This is a genomic window from Belliella aquatica, assembly GCF_014637795.1.
In the GTDB taxonomy this organism is placed as follows: Bacteria; Bacteroidota; Bacteroidia; order Cytophagales; family Cyclobacteriaceae; genus Belliella; species Belliella aquatica.
The window spans coordinates 241,218-243,887 of the sequence record NZ_BMFD01000004.1 but is presented as its reverse complement, the minus strand read 5'-3'; the positions used below and the strand labels follow the sequence as shown (position 1 = coordinate 243,887).

1 protein-coding gene is annotated in these 2,670 nt (G+C 38.1%); it reads right to left on the bottom strand.

Translation table 11 applies throughout. The annotated features are described in order from the left end of the window. Window positions 1-1,489: 1,489 nt before the first annotated feature. Entirely contained in the window at window positions 1,490-2,005 is a 516-nt protein-coding gene (locus IEV57_RS07725) for a cupin domain-containing protein (RefSeq protein WP_188441349.1), read from the bottom strand. Window positions 2,006-2,670 lie beyond the last annotated feature (665 nt).

Here is a 2,670-nt window from a genome sequence, read left to right as displayed (position 1 = left end):
CAGATGAACACTGATGGACACAGATTTGAATTATTGCTAACAGATGGATGAACACGCCTGCCTACTGAAGGTAAAAATTGAGCTAAATTGAAGTTTGGAAGATGATTAAGGTTTGATGTTATTGATTTGGTTAGGCAGGTTTGTTAATTTATTGGCGCTGAAGCGCTGAGATTGACACGGATTTGGGATAAAACTCTGGAATTGTTTTTTACCACAGATGAACACTGGTGGACACAGATTTGAATTATTGCTAGCAGATGGATGACCGCGCCTGACTACTGCAGGTAAAAATTGAACGAATTTGAAGTTTGGAAGATGGTTAAGGTTTGATGTTATTGATTTGGATAGGTAGATTTTTCAATTTATTGGCGCTGAAGCGCTGAGATTGACACGAAATAGAGATAAAACTCTGGAATTGTTTTTTACCACAGATGAACACTGATGGACACAGATTTGAATTATTGCTAACAGATGGATGAACACGCCTGCCTACTGAAGGTAAAAATTGAGCTAAATTGAAGTTTGGAAGATGGTTAAGGTTTGATGTTATTGATTTGGTTAGATAGATTTTTCAATTTATTGGCGCTGAAGCGCTGAGATTGACACAAAATTGAGATAAAACTCTGGAATTGTTTTTTACCACAGATGAACACTGGTGGACACAGATTTGAATTATTGCTAACAGATGGATGACCACGCCTGCCTACTGAAGGTAAAAATTGAACGAATTTGAAGTTTGGAAGATGGTTAAGGTTTGATGTTATTGATTTGGTTAGGTAGATTTTTCAATTAAATGGCGCTGAAGCGCTGAGATTGACACGGATTTGGGATAAAACTCTGGAATTGTTTTTTACCACAGATGAACACTGGTGGACACAGATTTGAATTATTGCTAACAGATGGATGACCACGCCTGCCTACTGCAGGTAAAAATTGAGCTAAATTGAAGTTTGGAAGGTGGTTAAGGTTTGATGTAATTGATTTGGTTAGGTAGGTTTTTCAATTAAATGGCGCTGAAGCGCTGACATTGACACGAAATTGGGATAAAACTCTGGAATTGTTTTTTACCACAGATGAACACTGGTGGACACAGATTTGAATTATTGCTAGCAGATGGATGACCACAACTGCCTACTGCAGGTAAAAATTTACCGAATTTACCGAATTTGGATTTTTGGGATTTGATGTATAAATAGAATTTAAAATTAGATAAGCTCCACTTGGTTGATTTTGAATTAGAAGCGCTGAAGCGCTTGGGATTCTCACGAAGGGATAGCTGATTGGAATTAGGTGGATTGGTTGATTCTGCTACACCACAGTCACAGGCCTCCCTTTGGGAGGAAATCACGGCGGGTAGACTGTTAAACGTGGAATAAGTTTGAAATTTATGAACGGTATACGATTAACAGTGTACGTTTAACAATGAACGTAATATTAAACAAGACTTTCGTTTCTTATTTCTTACCTCTAGCTTCTTGTCTCTATATAGTTATTTCCTTTGATAATCATCCTGTACTCTTACGATATCATCTTCATTGGATGGGTTGTTGGGATCGGTATGGACCCAGATTTCGGCTACGATTCCCCAGGAATTTTTACCTATGAGTCTGTGGCGTTCTCCTTGGGCTAAGGTTATGACCTCCCCTATTTTCATGTCTTCTGCGGTATTTTCTTGATCCGTTTGGGATCTGGCGATTGCTGCTTCACCCTCGACCAATTTCCATAATTCAGATCTTCTATGATGGTATTGCCAAGAGAGTTTTTGTTCTGGCGCTACAAGCAGGATTTTAGGGCTGTAAGAGAGTTTGTCGTCAAAGCTCAAGGTTACTTCTCCAAAGAACTTCTGCTGAAATTCTTTGATTTGAGTAGGCTCGATGACCAAAAATGCTCCCCAAGGTCTTTCTGTATCATGGGCAATGACGGTAAAGCCCAAAGCTTCTATTTGCGCTTTAATTTCAGTGAATACTTCTATTTTATTGAGGTCTTTTTTTATTGCAGTGAACATGGGAAATGGTGGATTAGGGATTAGTGGATTGGTTGAAGAGGTTAATTGGTTATTTGGTTATTTGGTTAACTGGTTAACTGGTTGGATTAGTTTAAGAGGTTAATTGGTTAATTGGTTAACTGGTTATTTGATTAACTGGTTATTTCCGCCACGGCGGACAAGTGGTTAGCTGGTTGGATTAGTTGAAGAGGTTAATTGGTTATTTCCGCCACGGCGGACAAGTGGTTAACTGGTGGGGTTAGTGGATTGAGTTAAATGATTATCCGCAATTAGGCTAGTAACTATATTGAAAAGCTGAATTATAGCAGATAATTGTCAACAGTCAGCTGACAACGATCAACTGATGATCTAAATCTGATGATTACATTATTTTGAATGGCTACTGGTGTAAAAGTGGATATACATAATAATTAGATATAAAGTTAATATATGAGAATGCATTCAGCAAAATTTGATCCTCTTATTGTGGATTTTAATATTGTTGGAAAAATTTTTTTATCAGAATTCTAATTGGGTTAGCAGAAGATATGAAAAGAGATCAAAAATCTTTTGTTACACGGAGTGAATTTGAAGGGGAAAAAAGGGAAAAGGTTCCTGCCACGGCGGGCAAGAAAGGAGGAAGGTGGCAAAGGATGAAAGAGGAAGGATAAGGGATGAAGGCAGAA

Excerpts from the sequence above, each read along its gene's own strand:
- IEV57_RS07725 (WP_188441349.1), bottom strand. The coding sequence starts at position 2,005 with ATGTTCACTGCAATAAAAAAAGACCTCAATAAAATAGAAGTATTCACT.